At 46.3% G+C, this 20,369-nt stretch carries 20 protein-coding genes and 1 riboswitch; of the genes, 7 read left to right on the top strand and 13 right to left on the bottom strand.

What is annotated here, in order from left to right; genetic code table 11:
• Window positions 1-40: 40 nt before the first annotated feature.
• The 6 genes from LSG34_RS16715 to LSG34_RS16690 all read right to left on the bottom strand — a co-directional run bounded on the left by LSG34_RS16715 (window position 41) and on the right by LSG34_RS16690 (window position 4,294).
• Entirely contained in the window at window positions 41-361 is a 321-nt protein-coding gene (locus LSG34_RS16715) for a DUF6172 family protein (protein WP_233010243.1), read from the bottom strand.
• Window positions 362-484: 123 nt separating this feature from the next.
• A complete protein-coding gene (locus LSG34_RS16710) occupies window positions 485-1,600 on the bottom strand; it encodes an acyltransferase family protein (RefSeq protein WP_233010242.1) in 1,116 nt (371 codons plus the stop codon).
• A gap of 400 nt (window positions 1,601-2,000) precedes the next feature.
• Window positions 2,001-2,444, bottom strand: coding sequence for a nuclear transport factor 2-like protein (locus tag LSG34_RS16705; protein WP_233010241.1), 444 nt, complete (start codon window positions 2,442-2,444; stop codon window positions 2,001-2,003).
• Window positions 2,445-2,706: 262 nt separating this feature from the next.
• Window positions 2,707-3,159 carry a PA2169 family four-helix-bundle protein gene (locus tag LSG34_RS16700; RefSeq protein WP_233010240.1) on the bottom strand — a complete coding sequence of 151 codons (453 nt, stop codon included), beginning with the start codon at window positions 3,157-3,159 and terminating at the stop codon, window positions 2,707-2,709.
• Between the two features lie 335 nt (window positions 3,160-3,494).
• Window positions 3,495-3,827, bottom strand: a complete 333-nt coding sequence (locus tag LSG34_RS16695; RefSeq protein WP_233010239.1) for a DMT family transporter — start codon at window positions 3,825-3,827, stop codon at window positions 3,495-3,497.
• Window positions 3,828-3,832: 5 nt separating this feature from the next.
• Entirely contained in the window at window positions 3,833-4,294 is a 462-nt protein-coding gene (locus LSG34_RS16690) for a MarR family winged helix-turn-helix transcriptional regulator (protein WP_233010238.1), read from the bottom strand.
• Between the two features lie 118 nt (window positions 4,295-4,412).
• Between LSG34_RS16690 and LSG34_RS16685 the strand changes: the two genes are divergently transcribed.
• Window positions 4,413-4,607, top strand: a complete 195-nt coding sequence (locus tag LSG34_RS16685; protein WP_233010237.1) for a hypothetical protein — start codon at window positions 4,413-4,415, stop codon at window positions 4,605-4,607.
• 30 nt (window positions 4,608-4,637) lie between these two features.
• Here the strand turns inward: LSG34_RS16685 and LSG34_RS16680 are convergent, their stop codons facing one another.
• The 6 genes from LSG34_RS16680 to LSG34_RS16655 all read right to left on the bottom strand — a co-directional run bounded on the left by LSG34_RS16680 (window position 4,638) and on the right by LSG34_RS16655 (window position 10,677).
• The gene (locus LSG34_RS16680) at window positions 4,638-5,396 is read right to left on the bottom strand and encodes a DUF2884 family protein (protein ID WP_233010236.1); all 759 of its coding nucleotides are present in this window, start codon (window positions 5,394-5,396) and stop codon (window positions 4,638-4,640) included.
• A gap of 129 nt (window positions 5,397-5,525) precedes the next feature.
• On the bottom strand, window positions 5,526-6,038 hold the full coding sequence (locus tag LSG34_RS16675) for an Lcl C-terminal domain-containing protein (RefSeq protein WP_233010235.1): 513 nt from the start codon (window positions 6,036-6,038) through the stop codon (window positions 5,526-5,528).
• Between the two features lie 9 nt (window positions 6,039-6,047).
• Window positions 6,048-7,724 (bottom strand): Lcl C-terminal domain-containing protein, encoded by a 1,677-nt coding sequence (locus tag LSG34_RS16670; RefSeq protein ID WP_233010234.1) that lies wholly within the window; start codon window positions 7,722-7,724, stop codon window positions 6,048-6,050.
• 152 nt (window positions 7,725-7,876) lie between these two features.
• Window positions 7,877-9,553, bottom strand: a complete 1,677-nt coding sequence (locus LSG34_RS16665; RefSeq protein ID WP_233010233.1) for a DUF342 domain-containing protein — start codon at window positions 9,551-9,553, stop codon at window positions 7,877-7,879.
• A gap of 97 nt (window positions 9,554-9,650) precedes the next feature.
• A complete protein-coding gene (locus tag LSG34_RS16660) occupies window positions 9,651-9,986 on the bottom strand; it encodes a hypothetical protein (RefSeq protein ID WP_233010232.1) in 336 nt (111 codons plus the stop codon).
• A gap of 64 nt (window positions 9,987-10,050) precedes the next feature.
• A complete protein-coding gene (locus LSG34_RS16655; RefSeq protein WP_233010231.1) occupies window positions 10,051-10,677 on the bottom strand; it encodes a DUF2982 domain-containing protein in 627 nt (208 codons plus the stop codon).
• Between the two features lie 250 nt (window positions 10,678-10,927).
• On the opposite strand from LSG34_RS16655, the gene LSG34_RS16650 reads away from it, so the two are divergent.
• From LSG34_RS16650 to LSG34_RS16640, 3 genes are all read left to right on the top strand, one after another.
• Entirely contained in the window at window positions 10,928-11,995 is a 1,068-nt protein-coding gene (locus tag LSG34_RS16650; protein ID WP_233010230.1) for an efflux RND transporter periplasmic adaptor subunit, read from the top strand.
• 2 nt (window positions 11,996-11,997) lie between these two features.
• Entirely contained in the window at window positions 11,998-15,108 is a 3,111-nt protein-coding gene (locus LSG34_RS16645) for an efflux RND transporter permease subunit (RefSeq protein ID WP_233010229.1), read from the top strand.
• A 188-nt stretch (window positions 15,109-15,296) separates the two neighbouring features.
• Entirely contained in the window at window positions 15,297-16,907 is a 1,611-nt protein-coding gene (locus tag LSG34_RS16640) for an L-lactate permease (RefSeq protein ID WP_233010228.1), read from the top strand.
• Here the strand turns inward: LSG34_RS16640 and LSG34_RS16635 are convergent.
• On the bottom strand, window positions 16,897-17,694 hold the full coding sequence (locus LSG34_RS16635) for a substrate-binding periplasmic protein (protein ID WP_233010227.1): 798 nt from the start codon (window positions 17,692-17,694) through the stop codon (window positions 16,897-16,899). The genes LSG34_RS16640 and LSG34_RS16635 overlap by 11 nt on opposite strands.
• Before the next feature lie 186 nt (window positions 17,695-17,880).
• On the opposite strand from LSG34_RS16635, the gene LSG34_RS16630 reads away from it, so the two are divergent.
• From LSG34_RS16630 to LSG34_RS16620, 3 genes are all read left to right on the top strand, one after another.
• Window positions 17,881-18,237 carry a PDZ domain-containing protein gene (locus LSG34_RS16630; protein WP_233010226.1) on the top strand — a complete coding sequence of 119 codons (357 nt, stop codon included), beginning with the start codon at window positions 17,881-17,883 and terminating at the stop codon, window positions 18,235-18,237.
• A gap of 77 nt (window positions 18,238-18,314) precedes the next feature.
• Window positions 18,315-18,471: riboswitch (cobalamin riboswitch) on the top strand.
• Between the two features lie 103 nt (window positions 18,472-18,574).
• Window positions 18,575-19,360 carry an ABC transporter ATP-binding protein gene (locus LSG34_RS16625; protein WP_233010225.1) on the top strand — a complete coding sequence of 262 codons (786 nt, stop codon included), beginning with the start codon at window positions 18,575-18,577 and terminating at the stop codon, window positions 19,358-19,360.
• Window positions 19,357-20,355, top strand: a complete 999-nt coding sequence (locus LSG34_RS16620; protein ID WP_233010224.1) for a FecCD family ABC transporter permease — start codon at window positions 19,357-19,359, stop codon at window positions 20,353-20,355. Before LSG34_RS16625 ends, LSG34_RS16620 begins: the two co-directional genes overlap by 4 nt.
• Window positions 20,356-20,369 lie beyond the last annotated feature (14 nt).

Below are 20,369 nucleotides of genomic sequence, written 5' to 3'. Positions count from 1 at the left end.
AAAGTGAAATGCTTATCTGCTGCGACAAGCATTCTGAGTATCAACCTTCGTCAGCTTCGTCGATGTCAAAACCAAGTTCACGTGGCTTATGTTTGCAGGCTCTGGCAAGAATTTCTACATAGAAGCTCTCCAGCTCTTGTGCCACCGCAGCATCAATATGTTTATTGATTTCAGAGGTAAAAATCTTCTCTGCAACATCCACTGAAGCACCAAAGCGACAGTCAAAGGTCCAGTAATCCATACCAGCAGGCAGGCTCTTACGACGCTCTCTGTTCAGGTATTTTTTAATATCATACTTAATGGAATCCACCAAACGGGCAGGTTGCAGTTTAGGGTGGGTTAAAGCTATTGTCTTTTTCATCAAAATTCCTACAGATATGCGCTGGTACAAGCTTATAAGCGCGCATTCTACATGGATGAGCACAAGACTGCTATTTTCTGGAAAAATTTAACAGCCAAAGCTTATATCAAAAACTGAAACCTTTCAGGCCGGACTTGCCGCTTTAGACAATAAGACTTTAGCTTTACGTTGCCCCCATTTTTCTATGTACTTGTGGGTGAAAAAAGAGATGAAAACAACCAGAGCTAACACACAAAAAACCAGAATAATGTTAGGCAGCTGATAGCCGGTCGTAACAAATCGGACATCGTCCACCATTGGAGCCAGCTGTAATCCTGTGATTTTTTGCATCACCATAGCCAGAGACACAAGGACAAAAATGACTGCGGCATGTGTCATATAGATGGAGTACGACAACTCCCCTAATCTGGTAAACACAGATCGCTTCAACACAGAAGAGATAAAACCCACCTCAAATGAATAGATAAATACAGTGGCACAAAACAGGAAGGTTGAGATCAGTGATCGGTACTCAATGCTGGACGCCACTATACAGACAACCAAAACCAGCAGCAGTGCCTCCAGTAAAGAAGCAACCAGGTAGTTGAATTTTAAATAGTTTAAACGCGAGTAAAGGTAATAAGTGACCCCACCGGCGAAGAAGCACGACAATCCCCGCTGCACATCAAGCACAGGGAAAATAGCCTCTTTCGCAATAAGCCACAACATGACAAAGCTTATAAAAGTCCAGGCTAAGATCTTATAACTCTTAAACAGCAACAGAGTCGCGAAGAAAATAAAATAGATGTAATACTCAATGCTGATACTCCAGGATGGAGAATTAAAAGACCAGGGATCCGTTAGCGAAGACCAGGCATGAACAAGAAAAAAATTAGGCAATATCTCTGAAGGAGCCCCTAAGCCTGTAAAAGGAGCACTGTTGAATAAAAGCCCTCCCCACTGATAAGCCGCTAATTTGCCAAACTCAAAAAGGATAAACACCACTAACATCACAATATGCAGAGGGAATAACCTGAAGCTTCGAAGTACAGCGAACTGCTTAAAGGATAAATGGGTACTGAATGCGTAACCATGGCTCAACACAAAGCCACTTAATACAAAAAAGAACTCCACCAGGAGCCCGCTACCACGAAAGAAATCTGCCTCAGTAAATGTACTGACGACATGCAGATGAAATACCACCACAGATAAGGCACATAAGCCTCTGAAACTGTCCAATACTAAAAATCTTTGTGTCATGTTACGCCGCCCAACATTTGATAAAGAATGAGGTTCCAAAGCTATAACGACCACAAAAACGCGGATAACGTCTGCCGATCCGCAAAGCAAATTTTTGAGGAAGAGTACTAAAGCCCACAGGTTTAAAACTACTCAGGTCAAAGACATGCCCACTATCCATAACACGTTTTGGTTAATAAGTCTGCACCTTGGCGATGAATTCGAAACATTATTCTGATAGGAGTGGTATGGTTTAACCTGATGGAATGGCTATTTAACAGACCGATAGCGGCAGAACATTGGTACTAAAGAGAATTCATGTTTTGGGAAACAAAGTCGAAAGTGCCGGATGGCGCTTGGTTTGAGATTTAAACTGAACCAAAGAATAGAGCTACACAGGCGGATAAAAAAACAAAGCGCCCTACTTCCAGTATTCGATAACTTTTGCGACTTTGCCCTGACGGAACTCAAATACAGCCAGATGGTTTTTTACCACACCTTTGTGTACTTCCTGCCGCTCTACTGCAATGGCGTTATGACCCGGAATTTGGCTGACAATACGATAGCGCGGTTCGGTCTTATCATATTTCCCCATAGCTAACAGCCGTATCGTATTGGCATAGAGTTCATCTTTGCTGTAATTGCCACCATACACATCATGGCGATAAACAAAATCATCGCTATAAAGCGCAAAAAGTTTATCCACGTCCTCTGCAGTTGAGCCTCGTAACATCACCTGATTTTGTGCAGCTGTAATCTCAACGACCTTAGCTTTTAGCTCATCTGCAGATAACACCACAGACTCTGCTGCTCCGCTGCCAGCCATCACTAAAAAACAAAAACCTATAAAGCCTGATTTTTTCATACACCCTCCTTGTCGTTCAGATCACTACAACCTGTTTTGACTGTTCTCCATGTACTACTGGGGTCAGCGGTGGAGGATTTGGGATAAAGATCAGGTGTCTGCTGCTGTTAGCTAACTTCCCGGAAAGCAGAGGTAGCTCCGTGCTTTTTTGTAAATAAATACAGAGTCAGTTGTGGTAAATAAAGCAGGTGCATCAATCATAAAAACAACGGATGCACCTGCAATTCAGCTGCCTGACTTAAGACAGCTATCAGTTTTTATTTTAGTGGCTGACACTTAGTTTCAGTGCGCGCATTTCATCATGGCATTCCTGCATGGTCGCCATAGATTGCAGCAATGCAGCTTCATACTGAGCTGGCTGGTTATCTTTCAGCGCAATACGCAGTTCTTCAAGCGTTTTGTCTTCAACTTCCTCTAACTGGCTAATGTACGTATGCTCTGTATCCGAAGAAATAGCGCTGATCACTTTGGTGTAGACTTTTCTGACTTCAACAGAAAAAGCCGAACCTTCTTCGCGCTGACCGTCTTCAATTACGGCAAATGGTTGCAAACGTTCTTTGACCATTCGACGGGCATTGAGCATACGATCGAAAAACTGTGCCAGCCTGGGGTCGCGAACCTGCTCTTTTGCATCAGTGTAAAACTCAATACCACTGTTTAACACCTGAATAATATCGGATGCATGATTCACTCTAGCTGTATTTAACTGTGCCATAGTAAGGTTCTCCTTGATAAGTAAAAGGTTATCGGTGACCTGATGATCCACCGGGATGAACTCGTCCGGGCAACAGGACAACTAAAGAGGTGCAGGGAGCGGGCCAGACTGTAAAAACAGCGGGCAATTGTCGAAATTAGAATATTAAGCGCTTGAATTAACTTAGATTATCAGATTGATAATAAAACTAATTCGGCGCTGAACAGCATTACCTGACGACGTTACCAGCGGAATTAATTTCATACATTGATACGCACACAGGTAACTTTTACCTCTCTGCTATTTGTGCAGCTTCCGTTGGCTACTAAAAAATGACTCTAGCTGGCCAGTAGATATTAATGACCCACCGCCTTAGAAAACACCTGCATAATCACTACACCTGCGATAATCAGGGTTATCCCTATGAGGGCAGGCAGATCGAGTTTCTGGCCAAATAAAAACCAGGAGATAGTCGTGATCAGCACTATGCCAACACCAGACCATACGGCGTAGGCTATGCCTATAGGGATCACTTTTAAAGTTAACGATAGAAAGTAAAAAGCGATGGCGAATCCTACAACCACAGCTACTGAGGGCCAGAATTTTGTGAAGCCTTCACTGGCCTTGAGAGATGAAGTGGCTATGGTTTCAGCCACTATAGCCGTTGCTAAAAATAACCAGTGTTTCATTGCTGTTATCCTTCCTGAGTTTTATCTGCTAATAACTTGGCGCTCACTAAATTCCGATACATCTGCGCCAATAATTCCGTCATTTGCGTTTGCTGCTGTGCAGTTAAACCTGTCAGCATTTTGCTGGCGATTTGTCGTTTTTTGCTCTTTAACTGTGCAGCCAATCGCTGACCTTGCTCTGTTAATAACAACAGCTGACGCCTGCCATCATTGGGATCTGTCTGGCGTTGCACTAAGGCTGCGTGCTGCAGATCATTGAGTAGTCTGGTAATTTGGGCTTTGTCCCGCCTTAACCATTCCGCAAGCTGCTGCGCTGTGGTTCCTGTCGTTTGGGCAGTCATCAGCAACAACCGACCATGCATAGCCGTTAACCCCGGCAATTCAGGACCCAGTTGCTGAAAAAACTGGCCGCGCAGCTCAGCCGTCAGTTGTTGTAGTTGGTCGAGTAAATCCTGTTGTTGCTCCATGATGTTTCCTTATCCAATCACTCATTAGTTGACTTTATCTACCAAAAGACCCACAATTAAGTTGATTATATCAACTATTAAACACATTACTGAAGAAAAAACTAAAGAAGAGGTACTTATGTCAGATTTACACAGTTGCCCAACCTGCAATGCCAGAGCCAGACAGGTCAGAGATGCGGAGTCAGGAGAATTAAGGCTTAAAGCGATACAGGATGATGAAGCTGCTGCAAAAATCGCTCAGTTAAAGCAGTTACTGGAAAAAGAAAAAAGCCGTAATGAACAGTTAAAAGCGAAACTTACCCGGCAGAGTTAACAACAACTTTCCTGTGTTGACTCAATTCGGCTATTTCATCGTCACTACATCATAAGCCTGCAATTGTGGCACTCGTTGTTGTAGCTGCGTTTCAATTTGATCTAGCTCGGTCAGTCGCTGGCAAAATAATACGGATTTTTGTTCCAGCTCGTCGGCTTTTAAATCCAGGCCGGTATTAATTTTGGCCAGTAATTCATCGGCAGGTTGCCAGTTCTGACTTTCAGAACGTTCAAAGTCATCTTCACTTTGGCGCAGTGCATCACGTAAAGCATCCCAGACAGCGCCAACAGTGTATTTAGCCAGGTCTTTTAATTGTGTTTTCAATTCACCATGTAAAAAGGCATCCAGCTCGTTCAGACTTTGGGGCGCCAGATAAAAATGTTCACCACTTCGAACAAAACGTGATGTCAGCTGATAGGTGGTTTCGCGGATCAGCGCTTGCCACTCTTCTTGCTGCGCCGTGCTGCCAATACCCACCAGCATGTTTTCAATCGCAGTTAAACCCAGCTCGACACTATCCACTGCTATGGTGACCAACTCTGGCACAAATTTACGCAACCCCTGCGCATACTGGCGCACCAGCTCTTGCTCTGCCGGATTTAACGTGATCCATTCGCCGCGAATAAATAAATCCTGATCCTGATTGATCTGAAATACAGTGCGGTTAGTGCTTTGAATACGAATTTGTTCAGGGGAAATTAAAATACCGTGGCGAAATGCCATATTGCACTCAGCCGTAAAGCCTTGCCAGCTAAAGAACATCAATAACAGGATCAAAACACGATGCAAAATATCAACTCTCTTTCAAGGGGATTGGTAAAGCAATTGAGGCTAGCTTAGGTGAAAAAGGCAGTGAGATCATCAGGAAGTAACGCATTGCTGTGGTCTTTCATCGAAAAGACCACAGCACAAGCCATTTTACTCGTCGCTAAACCGCACTAAGCGTACGTATAAGCGGATAATCTTTTCCTTGGAATTATTTTTGCCACTATACATCGCAATAGCCCAGCCCCGATCAGGTTGATTTACCACTGTAGTACCAGTCCACATATTCTCACTGTTACTGGCAGGGAAAGCCGTCAGATTAATAGCAGGGTCAACACAGCTGCGCTCCACCAGCGTCAGCACTTCTTTGGCATTAGGTAAACGCCAGGTGCTATAGCCTGCCAGGGTGCTACGTTTTGCCTCAGTTAAAGCTTCAGGCCAGTCCAGTTGTTGTGCTGTGCCGGTGCAAGTGCTGCTGGAGTTGTCCCAGCTTTGTCCTACCAGACAACGTGACCACATCAGCTTAGTAGTCGTATCCAGCACTGTACCATCTGCGTTTAATTGAAAACTGGCAATAGGTTTAGTGGTCGTGATATCGCTGTAACACACCTGAGCAGCTTGAACGGGCCCTGCCACCATCAGTAAGAACATAAAATACTTTGACATAAAATTCCCTTATGGTGAGCGCACCAGACGCACATAACCTAACTGATTTTGCTGCTTCGGCAAGGTATTGTCATTACCATTGCGGATATCAAACACCCAGGCAGAAATACCACCACCACCTTCTGCACTGGTTTGTGTGGTCCAGTAAAACATATTGTTCTGCACAGAGTGATCAGGTTCAAAACGGAAAAATGCCGGATCTAACAAGTGATTTTCACCAATACGGCTAAAATCGGCGATAGACATCAGCTCTTCCAAAGTAGGCAAGCGCCAGTTTGCACCACCGCAATACGCTGTTTCATTCACCTCTTCCACATACACTTCGATACCGCAATTCTCTGCACTTGGGCATGTGCTTGACGCTGGTGCAGGTACACCGGCTTCGTCACCATTACCTGCATTGGTATTCACAAAACTGTATCTGTTGTTCGCTGCTCTTAAAGTACTGGCAGGAGGCGGCGTAATCACAGGTTCTTTTAATTCCCAAATCAAACCTGTGACATTGTCACGTACGCAGGAAAACTCATTGGCTGTGTCTGCCAGCTCGTCACCAAACTGATCCAACTTGGTAAAATCGAAAGCCTTTTCGCCTTTGCCTATTTTACGTAAATACTGCACTACGCTATCACGACCACCGTCACCATCCTGACGCGGATAGCTTTCATCACCACAGGGGATCTCAGCTGAAATGTCATAACAGTTCACCACACCTGTATCAGGTAAATCACCAAGTACGGCGTTACTGACGGTGACCAGCATAGTGTCAGTCGCTGTCTGGTTGTTGCTGTCTGTTGCTATTAATTGCAGCTCCAGCTGACTGGTGCCTGAGATGTCAGGTGCAATAAAAGAAGCCTGGCAAGAGGTGGGATTGACCAGCACCAGCGTCTGGCCTTTTAACTGGCTCCAACGACAACTGAAGCTGCCGGTCACTGTGCGTGTCCCGCTGCCGTCTAACTGCACTTCAGCAAACTCCCGTACCTGCTGATCAGCTCCTGCATCAGCGATAATCTGCTGCGTGCTGGCACGGATCGGTACTTTGATGCTGCCTTGCCCTGTTAAACCTTCATCATCGGTAATAGTCAACGCCAACTCAATATCAGTTTGTGTAGCCACCAAAGGCGCAACAAAGCTGACGGTCGCTGTATTTGCTCCAGTCAGTGTCACCGCAGAACCAGAAGTTTGAGTCCACAGGTAACTGGCGATAATGCCATCTGCATCCAGATCATAAGAAGAAGCGGCACTGATGCTGACGGTTAAGCCTTGCGCCACAGGTAATATAGAAGGCTGGGTTATTTGCAGAACAGCAACAGGTCCCTGATTCTCAGCCTTCACCAGCACCTGAACTTCATCTGTTAAGTTCTGACCGCCCGGTGTTGTGTAAGTAGCCTGAAATACCAGGATACTATCGGCTTTCACCAAAGGCGCAACAAGAGTTACAGATGCAGTACTGGCTGGCATACCTTCCACTGCGGCTCCGGATAACTGACGCCAGGAAAAAGTACCGCCTGCAGGATCGCCCAACGCATTCAGGGTAAAACTGTCCGTTTCATTCACTGTTTGATCTATCCCGGCATTGACGCTGGAAGCAGAACCACCGGAATCGGAATCACCTCCACCTCCGCCACCACATCCAGTGAGAAATGCGCTAAGCAAAAGTAAAAGAAACCATTGTTGTGTTCGTATCATTGTCTTTATTCCACCGCATGATGTTATGGCACTGCCGATCAGCACCAGTAACAGCAAAAATTTGACGTCAGAAGTAACCAAAAAAAGCAAAGCAAAAGGCAGGCCAGTTTTGTAGAAATAAGCAACAGAGGTCGCTTGAAAAAGCGAGGCGCTTACAGAGCCTCTACCACTACACCTTGTTCAGATAATCGAATACGGGAAGCGCCGTACTCCTTTTTAGTTCTCAAAACTTCATTACCAAAGCTGGTTTCCACTCCTGCAAAAAGTTGCTGGGTGACTTCGATACAAACCGACAATAACAGCTGTCGTCTTTGCTCTTCCAGTTGCTTGATATCCGCGATAAAAGCAGAAGCAATACTACGGTGTTCTTCAAACTCCTCCACCATGGCCGCCATCTGTTCTTGCACTGCCGGCGATTTTTCCATTTGCTTAAGCTGCTCTACATGTTGTTTTACCAATTCCATTTCAGCCTTTAGGGCAACTAAACTGGTGCGTAACACGTTTTGTTTTTCTATCAACGGATCCATTTGTTTATTCAGCAGTATTTGCAACAAGCTACCGGATGGAGCACCAAGATTGCCACAACGTAAACCATTACCCAGATAATAACGGCCACCGACAATTTTGCCATTGGCTTTTTCTTCGGTACCTGCTAATACAGAATCGGCTTCAACCTGACAGTGTAATAACTGTTTGGATACCGTGAGACGACCTTCACATTTTATATTGGCGTATTGTGCCAGAGTGCAATTCAGATTACCTTTAGCCCTGACTTGTGTACTCAGTTCGGTATGTTCACCTACTTCGCCCACCTGATGACCAATAATGGCACCGCCTATAGTGACATCACCACCGGATTCAATCAGATCACCTTCAAATACGCCTTTAACAAACACATTGCCACCGGCAACAACTTTCATGGCTTGCGCCACATCGCCATTGATGACCACTGCGCCTTTAAAAATAATATGACCTGAACCGGCATCGACTTTGTTGATGACAAAAACTTCATCCACAGCGACACAGGCATCTAATAAGCGTGGCATACCGTCCTGGCAAGCAACTAACAAGTCAGGGTTATCAGCAGACACAGCAGAGCCTTCAGCAGCCCCCCAGGGTAATTGCTGCCCGTCCAGAGCAGACAAACGGGTACCAGTGACTGTCATGCCTTCTTTGCCTTTGGTAGGCGGATGACGACGCATTAAAGCTTCACCCGTTCTCACCGAAGCAATAGCGCCAAAATCACGTAAATCGACTTTCCCTTCAGAACGGGCAATAGGTTGTTTATTGCGATTAGACATATCACGAATAAGCAGTTCAAACACTGAATCACGGCCAGGGGTTGGCAATTTGCCTACCGCTATGTCCGCTTTGGTTTTACTGCCTGGCTCAGCGCGGCTGGCCTGCGCCACTAATTGAAGGATTTGTTCTTTCTGAAAACCAAATACAATACCCGCTTCCTGTCCTGCTTTGACTGCTTCGTTGGCAGAAATTGGATTACCACCGTAAGCAGCTGTGATTTCTGCGGTTGCAAGCATAGCATCGCTGCTGATCTCGACTTTCAGTTGAGCATGGACACGCTCGGCAACTTTGTATTTGAGCACATAGCCTTCGGCCTGAAGCTGCTGTTTGATTTTCTGTTGAACTTGCTGGTATTCCAGCAACAAATTTTTGATTTGGTCTTGCAGCAACAAGCAGCGACCATAGCCTGCTTGTTGTAATTGCTCTTTTAATAATTCAGCCGTCAGATTGGTCTGAGTAACAGGCATATGAATAAAGACTAAATCGTCTTTGAGGCTAAACTGACACGCTAAAGCATTTACTGTCACAAGCAATTACCACTTTTAAAACAAGCCGCCACTACGACAAATTCATCAGGCAATGCAATTCATTGACCCTGAATAAGGATTTGTATCTAACAACCTATTAAATATAGTTCTCTTGGTGGATACGGATAAATAAATCTGTTCCCACTTTGCTGTAGTCTACTTTGTATTCTTTATTATTTAATGCCTGCACAAATAAAAGCGTCTTGTTTTCGCTGAATACGTCAGAGCTGGCAATATCCACTAATTCCAGATAGCGGGCTTTCGCATCAACTTTGGTTGCAGGAACTTCTTCAGTAAATATTTTCACACCATGACGAGTCGCCACTATTACCGGATCACCAGTATCATTCACAATGACTAAGTCCACTTTTTTTTGCTTGTGGATCAAGGTGTTGCGTCCACTGACTAAAAATGCTTTTTCATAATTATTCATAACTGAAATACCGTTTTTAATTTTGTTTTATCGCGCCATTATGATACAGACGCACATCAAGTGTCTAGGTGACTGTATTGTCTAAACATTGTAACCGGATTTGATTCACTTTGCGGCAAAAATCAGCAGGTTCTGAGCCTATAGCACTTATCGGAATAAACAGATCGAAGCCGGTTAATTGCCGCAATAATTGCATGCGTCGGGCAAACATTGCAATAGCACCAGTATAACTGCGTGTTGCTCCCCGGTATTCCCCGACTTCAACCATCAGATCCGTGGGGCAAGTTCCGCTTGGACAATTACTGCCAAGTGCTGCAATCAGGAGATGACGTTGTTCTACCATAATGTGAACTGCTAAGCGAGGCTGGAGTTGATTAAGAAATTCATCGTAGTTACGAAGTTTCACTCCAATATAGGCCAACTCCTTTCCAGCCAGTTCAGGCACAGAAATAAAAGAAAAGCCCTGCCAGGGGATAAACCAGCGTCCTTTGTGATGTATATAATAAAACCCCTGCTGATCCAGCTCTATCACATACAAAGGCTCGGTCAATTTGGCATAACCAGCAACCATACCCAACAAACAGCAAATCAGCAGTAATACCCAGGCTGAACTATGCAGTGCATCGGGGACAAGCAGTAATAAAAACAACCATAACAACAAGGCCACACTGCTAAGTGACAATGTTTTCACGCCACCTCTTGCGGTGGCAGCTCTGTACTGAAGCTTTTCCATTAGTCCATATACCAAAAATAAAATGCGGCCATCAGCACAACCCAGACAATGTAAAAGCGCATATTGTGGCAAAACTCACACTTTTGTTCCGACATTCACTCCTCCGATACGACCAACACCTGAGTCATTGCGATAACCCGTGCACTGCTTTGGCTAATATTCCCTACAATAAAGCCCATTATTCGAAGAGTACCAGAGTGGAGTTACCGTGACGCAAAAAAATTCGCGCCTGATATGGGTTTTATTAATTGGCATGTTCTTGTTTGTTGTTTATCTTTTTCTTCAAAATCAATCACCTGAAGAAGAGCAAAAGGCAGCCAATGCAGCGACTTTAGTAAGCACACAAATTGTCAGCAATTCCACTTTAGTACGTCAGGTCACAAGCCTGGGTACTGCTCTGGCGAATGAGTCAGTACAAATTGTCACCAACACCAGCGACTACTTAACTGTTCTTCATATTAATGAGGGTCAGCGTATTGAAAAAGGCCAGTTAATTGCTCAGTTGAATGATGTTGAAGAACGTGCCCGTGTCGCCGAATTATCTGCATCTTTATTGGATCAAAAACGCCAGTTGGAAAGGGTAAAAAATCTGGCAAAAACTCAGGCCACGGCTCAGTCTTTACTGGACGAACAGCAAACCAGAGTGAATACCACACAAGCTCAGTTGGACGCAGTAAAAGCCCGGCTGAATGAAATGACCATCAGAGCACCATTTAGTGGTGTTTTGGGGTTACGTCAGGTCAGTGAAGGTGCTTACTTAACAGCGGGCACTGTGCTGACAACGCTGGATGATTTAAGCATGATTCGTCTGGAGTTCAGCGTCGCTGAGTATTATCTGGCGCAGTTAAAACCAGGCATGGCGGTCAACGCCAGCAGTGTCGCTTACCCGGGCAAATTATTTACCGGTCAGATTAAAGCCATTGATACCCGCTTAGACCCTGTCACCCGCTCTGTGAAAGTACACGCCCTGGTGCCTAACGACCAACTCGAATTACGCCCTGGTATGTTATTAAACGTCAGCGTCACGCTGGCTGAAGTACAGGCGCTGCAAGTGTCTGAAAAGGCGATAGTGCCACTGCAAAACAAACAGTATGTGTTTGTGGTGAACAAAGACAACAGCGTGACACAAACTGAAGTTCAACTGGGACAACGTCTACCTGGCCTGGTGGAAATTGTTTCGGGTTTAAATCCTGGCGATCAGGTTGTCATTGAAGGCACCACCAAAATCCGCTCAGGTTCTATTGTCGCTCCAACTGTTAGCAAAGCGGGGCAATAAGCATGTGGTTATCTGATGTTTCGGTCAAAAGGCCGGTCTTTGCCACTGTAGTGAATTTGATTTTGCTGATTTTTGGTATTGTCTGTTTCACTATGCTGCCGCTGCGGGAATTCCCTGATATTGATGCGCCAATAGTCACCATCAGTACAGACTATCCGGGCGCTTCAGCTGAAATCGTTGAAACCAAAATCACTCAGCCTATTGAGGATATGATTTCTGGTGTTGAAGGCATTAAAAATATTAACTCCAATAGCCGTGATGGCCGCTCGAACGTCACCATTGAATTTAATATCAGCCGTGATATAGACGCTGCAGCCAACGATGTGCGTGAACGTGTCTCCCGTATTCTGGATAACCTGCCCGATCAGGCGTATCCGCCTGAAGTATTTAAAGCAGACGGCGACGACGACACTATTGCCTGGTTTGTGCTGAACAGCGAAACCATGACCAACCTGGAATTATCTGACTATGCCGACCGTTACATAGTCGAGCGTTTTTCTGTCGTCGACGGTGTCGCCCGTATTCAGATTGGCGGTGAGCGCCGTTATGCGATGCGCTTGTGGCTGGACAAAGACGCTATGGCCGCCCGTGGTGTCACAGTGCAGGACATTGAAACTGTGCTGCGCGCTGAAAACGTCGAACTGCCGGCTGGTAATATCAAATCTGAAGATCGTAACTTTACCGTACGGGTCGTTCGTACCTACAAAACTCAGCAGGACTTCAGCCGATTAGCCATCAAAAGGGGTGAAGACAATTACCTGGTGCGTTTAGGTGAAGTAGCACAAGTGATTTTAAGTTCGGAAGATGAGGAAAACGAATTCCGTGGTGATGGTAAAAACCTGTTGGGCATAGGCATTATTAAGCAGTCCAAAGCCAATACGCTGGACGTGGTACAAAATGCCCGTGCCGAAATGGAGAAAATTAAAGCCGGTTTACCTGCAGGCACCACCATAGAACCTGGTTATGACTCCTCACTTTTTATCGCTGAATCCATCAAAGAGGTGTACAACACTTTAGGTATTGCCATGGGTATGGTGGTACTGGTGATTTTCCTGTTCCTTGGTAATTTGCGCGCTACTTTTATTCCTGCCATCACAGTGCCTGTTGCCTTAGTTGCCGCTGTGACTGTGCTCTACGCCCTGGATTTTTCCATTAACTTACTCACCTTACTGGCTATGGTTTTAGCCATAGGTTTAGTGGTAGATGACTCCATAGTGGTACTGGAAAATATCTATCGGCGTATTGAAGAAGGTGAACACCCGCTACTTGCCTCCTACCGCGGTGCCCGTGAAGTAGGTTTCGCTGTAGTTGCTACTACGCTGGTATTGATTGCGGTGTTTGTACCGCTGGTCTTTATGCAGGGTGAACTGGGTAAACTCTTTACCGAATTTGCTTTAGCTGTAGCTGCTGCTGTGGCCTTTTCCGCTATTACTGCGTTAACCCTCTCCCCTATGCTGGCTAGTAAGTTATTAACGCACAAAAAACGTGAATCCCGTTTTAGTGCCGCTATGCACAAAGGTTTTGCCAAACTGGAAGCGGGTTATAGGAATCAGCTGAATTCAGTGATAGCTCGCCGCTGGCCCACTATGGCCGTGCTGGTAATGAGTTTTGTGGCGACCCTGCTGCTGTTGAAGCTAATCCCATCAGAGCTTGCACCACAGGAAGACAGAGGCACCTTTTTTGTCAATATGAGTGGTGCCGAAGGCGCCAGTTACGCCAACAACAGCCGCAATATGCGTTTAATCGAAGATTTACTGATGCCCTACTACGAAAAAGGTGAGTTTAACCGCTTGCTGATCCGGGTACCTGGCTGGGGCAATTCAGGTGGCGTGGCGATAGTCGGCACCGAAAACTGGAGCAACGGCAAAAGACGCACTTCAGAGCTGATGCAGGAAGTCAGTGGCAAACTGAACGAGTTGCCTGATGTAAAAGCCTTCACCTTTATGCGCAGCGGCTTAGGCGGCGGTCGTGGTGGTGGTCGTCCTGTGCAATTTGTTATTCAGGGCAATACTTATCAGGAACTGGTGCAGTGGCGCGATATAGTGCTGGCAAAAGCGGCAGAAAATCCGCAACTGCAAATGCTGGATCACGACTACAAAGAAACTGTGCCTCAGGTACTGGTGGAAATTAACAGCGAGCGGGCTGCAGATTTAGGTATCTCTGTGGGTGCTGTAGGTCAGGCATTGGAAGCTATGCTGGGTGGTCGCAGGGTCACTACTTTCCTCGACAGGGGTAAAGAATACGACGTGATACTGGAAGGCGAAGACAAAGATTTTGCCAAACCTGGCAGTATCAGCAATGTTTATGTACGGGCTAAAGAGTCGGGCAAGCTGATCCCTCTGGATAACCTGGTGGTGCTCAAAGAAGAAGCGACCACATCCAGCTTAAACCGTTACAACAGAATGCGCAGTATCACCATTACCGCCAACCTGGCGCCAGGCTACAGCTTAGGCGAAGCACTGGAGTTTTTAGAAACGACTGTCAAAGACAATATTGAAGGCACAGTAGGTATCGATTACAAAGGCGAGTCGCTGCTGTTTAAAGAAAGTGGCGAATCAACAGTACTGATCTTTGCTTTGGCTTTGTTGATCACCTTTTTGGTGTTAGCCGCACAGTTCGAAAGTTTTGTGCATCCTTTTGTCATTATGCTGACAGTACCACTGGGTTTGGTCGGTGCTTTGGCAGGTTTGTATTTAGCAGGAATGACGCTGAATATTTACAGCCAGATAGGCCTGGTGATGCTGATAGGTTTGGTGGCAAAAAACGGCATTTTAATAGTTGAATTCGCCAACCAGCTACGTGACGCAGGGGTCGAGTTTGAAGAAGCGATTAAACGAGCCTCTGCCCTACGTTTGCGCCCTATCGTCATGACGGCATTCACCACTGTTTTCAGTGCTATTCCGCTGATTGTCACCACTGGCCCAGGTTCTGAAAGCCGTATGGTGATAGGTATGGTGATCTTCGCTGGTGTGGGTGTGGCTACCCTGCTGACCATTTATGTAGTGCCTGTGGCTTATATGGTATTGGCGCGCAATACTGGCTCACCACAAGCCATTAGTAAACAACTGGAACAGCTGGATAAAGAAGCTCCGGAAAAATCGCCGGAACACTAAAGCTTTTTACATAAACAGCAGACAAGACCCCGCTCTATGCGGGGTCTTTTTCTATCCGGTCTCTCATGACAGACTTCTAATGAATGCTCCACTGCAGACTGAAAAGCAGCATATTGTTTTAGATCTGGTTTATCGCTTCAAAAATCAGCTACCTTAGCTCTTGTGTCTGGCCAAGGGAATAAAAGCAAATGGACTACTGGCTTATTTTTAGTGCGCTTTTTCCACTACTCAGTGTGCTGCTGTTTTTAGTGGTTCTACGTTGGCCTGCCCGCAAAGCTATGCCACTTTGTCTGCTGGGCACAGTGATCTTAAGTGCCATGGTCTGGTCTGTACCAACAGTGCAAATAGCAGCAGCCGTCGCAGAAGGTCTGGTCATTGCAGCTACTGTGCTGTGGGTGGTGTTTGGTGCTTTGCTGCTGTTAAACCTGCTGGAAAATAACGGCAGCTTTTTGCTGATCCGTCGAGGTTTTGCCAGTATCTCCAGCGATCATCGAATTCAGTTATTGTTTGTTGGCTGGTTACTGGTGGCTTTTTTAGAAGGTGCGGCTGGTTTTGGTACTCCGGCCGCGATAGCAGCACCTCTGCTGATTGCATTGGGGTTCAGGCCACTCGCTGCTGTGGTTTTAACCCTGATAGCAGATTCAGTGCCTGTGTCTTTTGGCGCTATAGGTACTCCTGTACTGGTAGGCCTGACCAACGGATTACCGGGCGTTTCGCCAGAGCTGATAGCGCAAAGCGCTATAACCGCAGCCAGTATTGATCTGTTTTGCGCCAGCTTAATCCCAGTGCTGATGTGCCTGCTATTGTGCCGCTATTTTAGTGACACTCCAGGCTGGCGTTCTGGCTTGGCTATTGCGCCGCTGGCCTTTTTATCAGGCCTTTGTTATAGCCTGCCGGCATTTTTGGTCGCCCGTTATCTTGGTCCTGAATTCCCTTCTTTGTTAGGTGCTTTGGCAGGCTTGGTGCTGCTGACCTTGCTGGTACGTTTTGATATAGCCGTGCCTGCAACTCTATGGCGCTGCGACAGCGATACAGATAAAACTTGTACAGAGGATAGTGGTGCTGCGCCTGAGCCCTTAGCTTTATTCAAAGCCTGGAGCGCTTATCTGTTGCTTGCGGCTTTATTGGTGATCAGCCGACTGGAATTTTTACCTTTGAAAGATGCGTTGCAGGCAGTGCAATTGAATTGGTCAGAGATTTTTGGCTCTACCTTGTCCACCTCAGTCCAGCCTTTGTATTTACCCGGTACTTTGTTTGTGTTGACCGTACTTTTGTTATTGCCATGGCAAACAAAACGCAGCCAACTGGTGCGCAAAGCCACGACTGAAAGCTTAAGCAGGATCTGGCCTGCTGCTATTACGCTTGCCAGCGCAGTGCCTATGGTGCGGCTGTTTTTACATTCGGATCTGAACAGTGCAGATTTGCCCGCTATGCCGATGTATCTGGCCGCTATGGCCACTGCGCATCTGGCGGATATCTGGTTGTGGTGTGCGCCGTGGGTGGGTGCCTTAGGGTCATTTATCGCAAGTTCTGCCACCTTTTCCAACCTGATGTTTGCCAGTATGCAACAACAACTGGCGACGGATTCAGGCCTGCCCTTGCACCTGGTGTTAGCGCTACAAATGCTGGGAGCCAACGCAGGCAATATGCTTTGTGTAGTAAACGTGGTAGCTGCAGCTTCAGTAGTGAAACTGACAGGGCAGGAAGGACAGATTATGCGTTTTACCTTAGTTCCCATGGCGCTGTATTGCCTGCTGGCAAGCACAGTGGCCGTTTTACTCTACGACGTTACAAGATAGTCGAAGGGGTCAGCACATCTGTGGTTTTTCGCTGATAACGCTTCACTGTTTTTTCTATAAGGCCCTGGTCATACAACTTCTGCCATGCCTTTTGCAATTTGACTAACATAGCTGTGGATAAGGTTTTTTTACTGAAACCAAAATAGACAGGGCTTTGATACACCAGCACTAAAGGCTGATAATTTTTGGCATTTTTATACTGATGTGTTTGCCAGTAATAAAGTACAGACTCATCTTCTAAAATCGCATTAACCCTGCCCGCCTCCAGCAATGCCAGTTTGTCCTGAATACTGCTGATACTAACCAGTTGTCTGGCAAAAAAAGGATTCTGTTTTAACAGTTCAAACTCTTCGCCGTAATAAGCCCCATTAAGCTCAGCAATACGGCCCAAATCAACGTCGTGAGATAAATCTTTTAAAGCCGATACTTTGGGTAACTTATCCGGGTTGCCTATCAACCAGATGGATTCGATATGATGAGGGCCAATAAAAGCAAAATCACTTTTCCGAGCTTCGCTGTACGACAAATGACTGACTAAATCCAATTCGCCGGATTTGATTTGCGCTAAAGAACGCAACCATGGACTGTTAATAAACTGCAGTTCGCAGCCGACCTCCTTGGCCAGTAATTGCAACAGCTCAACACTTTGTCCCTGCCAACCTTGATCTTGTAAGATCAGATGAGGTGGAAAGTCGACTTCCGCAGCCATACGCAGTACGCAAGACTGTGTTTCACCACAGTACAACAACGCTATGGCAGCTAATCCAGACAACAAGCTTTTTCGCATCAACGAACCTATGAGTCAGATCACACAAATCTACTATTGCACGACGTTATTTGCTTTACCAGATGTGCCAATCCGGCTTAGCTAAATATCTTCAGCTGTAGCTTGTTTCCATCTTATATTCGTTTTATTGTCGCTTATGTAAACATCTGGTTTTATTCGTTAATTTAAAGATAGGGAATCATCGGCGTGAATAAAAAAATGCTGTTGTTATCTGCTGCTTTTTACAGCTTGGTGGTGAGTCCCACAACTCTGGCTGCGGAAAAAGGCAAAATGGGTCTGGCATTGGATATTGCAGTCGAAGGTGGTTTTTTTAACCCAACTTTATCCAGCGTTAAAGTAAAAGAACTGGTTGCAGGCGGCGCCGCGGAAAAAGCCGGGGTATTGGTGGGTGACCAAATATTGAAAATAGCTGATTGTGTTATTCCTGGATGCCCTGCTGATGATGCCAAAGATTTAATGAAGAAAAATAAGGGAGAGTCTGTCAGTTTTCTCATCAAACAAGCCGACGGCACAGAGCTGACCAAAACAGTGGTTGCTGAATAAGCCTCTACTCCTTACTTTAAAAGACATCCAGAGCGCCGGACATTTCTGCTGACGTCCGGCTCTCTGCTCTGCTACACTGCGTTGGTTTTGTTGAAGGTGTTCTGCAACAGCTTTTAGCCACTGCAATGAACTTGAAAGGGAAACAGGTGTAAATCCTGTACTGTACCCGCAACTGTAAGCCGCTCTGAACTGAGTATGGCAAGTCAGATGTCCTGCCTTTACAAACCTCAGGCGCTGCAATTTTTTGCAGCACACAGTGCGGGCTTACACTGTGCCGGAACTCTGCGGTTTTTACCGCATGTCCTGGTCCCTGCCCGTTTTTTAATGGAGCGTTGTAGTGGGCCAAACCCCGGTTGTCGAATTTTTGCAGGTGCAGTTGCAGATCAATCAGCAGCAGATATTAACTGGGCTGAATTTTGCTATCGAGCCAGGCCAGTTTGTGGCTTTGCTTGGCCCTAATGGCGCCGGTAAAACCAGCTTGTTACGACTGCTGCAAAAGGAATATCAGCCAAGCTCCGGCCAGATTAGATTACAAGGCCACCCCATCTCCGGTTTTACTCAATCAGAACTTGCAGCCAAAGTCGCTTTAGTCAGTCAGTTATCTGGTCCTTTATTTGATTTAACAGTGGCCGATGTGGTGCTGATGGGGCTTATTCCCCACAAAGCCTTATGGCAAACCAATACAGAACAAGACCTGCTGCACTTACGGCAGAGTCTGGAACTGGTGGGCCTGGCTGATAAAGAGCGCCATTCCTTTGCCCATTTATCCGGAGGTGAACAACAACGGGTATTATTGGCCCGCGCCGTGATGCAAAAACCGCTGTTGTTGTTGCTGGATGAACCCACCAACCATCTGGATTTGTATTACCAGCATCAGGTGCTGCGTATTGCCAAAGCGCTGAATATTACCGTGGTCGCCAGTATTCATGATTTAAATCTGGCGTCACGTTACTGCGACCGCTTATTGCTGCTCAATCAGGGCCAACTGGTGGCGGACGGCACAGCAGAGCAAGTACTGACGCAGGAGCTGCTTACAGAGGTGTTCCGTATTCCTTGCCTCATCGATAAAAACCCTTTTGGTGATTGTCCACGGGTCAGTTTTGGCTATAAGGATTCTGTATGAGCAAGGTGTTATTAGCGGCTTTGCCTGTACCACTACGTCTGTTACTCGCGGTATTAGTGCTAGTACTGGTGTGTCTGCTGGCATTAAGCACTGGCTCGGTGCCTATCCCGGTTGCCGGATTATTTGGTCTGGCGCCGCTGGATGACATGCAGTCAACAGTGCTGTGGCAACTGCGTTTTCCGCGTTTATTATTGTCTTTACTGGCAGGTTCTGGTTTAGCCCTTTGTGGTGCGCTGCTGCAAAACGCCAGCCGTAACCCGCTGGCCGATCCCTATTTATTTGGCATAGTTTCAGGCGCAGCTTTAGGTGCAACCATAGCCACTATCGTAGTTCCAGAGTGGCAACTGTTAACCCCCTTATTCGCCTTTTTCGGTGCTTTGCTGGCAGTATTTCTGGTGCTGATTATTGGGGCCAGCAGTCGCTGGCAGAGGCTGGAGACTTTGTTGCTTTGTGGCGTAGCTGTCAGCTTTATGCTCAGTGCCATCACCACCACCTTGTTGTATTTATCTGAACCTTTTGCCGCCAACCGCGTAATGTTCTGGCTGATGGGCAGTTTAAGTCAGGCCAGCCTGACTCATGTCGCTTTGATAAGCCCGCTGGTGTTTATCACTTTGCTGTTGGGTTTACTGTATCGCCGTCAGTTAGACGCTTTGGTATTAAGCGATGAAAGTGCCCGTAGTTTAGGCGTTAATGTACAACCTTTACGTTTAATTATTTTGCTGCTTTGTGCTGCGGTCAGCGCTGCTATTGTCGCCTGTTGTGGTGGCATTGCTTTTGTCGGCCTGATGATCCCCCATCTGGTGCGCTCCTTATTTGGCTTATCCAGCGTGGCCTTATTGCTGGGATCTGTCTGGCTGGGTGCTGTGTTTTTAGCTGGCGTGGATACCTTATCCCGCAGCATATTGCCAGACCAGGAATTGCCTATAGGGGTAGTCACGTCAGCCATAGGTAGCCTGTTCTTTTTATCCATGTTATTTAAATACCGCCGCGGTTAAACGCTGATGAAAAC

Origin of the sequence: Rheinheimera faecalis, assembly GCF_021290965.1 — a bacterium.
Taxonomy (GTDB): Bacteria; Pseudomonadota; Gammaproteobacteria; order Enterobacterales; family Alteromonadaceae; genus Pararheinheimera; species Pararheinheimera faecalis.
The sequence above is the reverse complement of the archived record's forward strand: the minus strand, read 5'-3'. Positions and strand labels throughout refer to the sequence as shown.